This window comes from Candidatus Pantoea multigeneris, from assembly GCF_011752615.1.
Lineage (GTDB): Bacteria > Pseudomonadota > Gammaproteobacteria > Enterobacterales > Enterobacteriaceae > Pantoea > Pantoea multigeneris.
Window position 1 is genome coordinate 1 of the sequence record NZ_VWXF01000034.1, and the last position, 611, is coordinate 611.

Annotated in this window: 1 pseudogene; it reads right to left on the reverse strand. The window is 73.0% G+C overall.

The window, feature by feature from the left end:
* A pseudogene (locus tag F3J40_RS24605) lies at positions 1–611 on the reverse strand (type IV secretion protein Rhs); the annotation flags it as partial.

Here is a 611-nt window from a genome sequence, read left to right on the forward strand (position 1 = left end):
CGCCGCCGTTATCAGGCGGCCGCAGGCGTCGTAGCCAAAGCGCGTCTGTCCGTCCGGCGTGCTGCGGGCGGAGGGCAGCCCGGCGGCGGTGTAGTCAAAGCCCCAGCGGATGGCCTGCCGGTGCCCCCGGGCAAACACCTTCTCGCGCAGGCGGCCCGCCGCGTCGTAGCCGTAGCCGGTCACCACCCCGTCGCTGGCGGTCTCCGCCAGCAGCAGCCCGTCCGCCCCGTAGCGGAAGGCGGTGGCCTCTCCGTTCTCATTTATCAGCCGCACCGCCCGGCCCTGCGCGTCGCTCTCCAGCCGCACCGTCTGGCCCGCCGGGTTTCGCGTCAGCACCAGCTGGCCGCTGGCGTCATACTCCCGCGCGTAGCGCCGGTTGTCCGGGCCGGTGTAGGCCACCGGCAGCCCGTTGTGGTCCCACTCAATGCGCTCCACCGGCCGGTCGGGCTGGCGGCGCGTCAGGACCCGGCCCGCCGCGTCGTGTTCGTAGTCGGTGTGCCTGCCGTCCGGCAGGATTTCCCGCAGCAGCCAGCCGCGCGGGTGCCACTCGTAGCGCGTCTCGCTGCCCGAGCAGTCGGTGTCGCTGGTCAGCAGGCCCCGGTCGTCATATT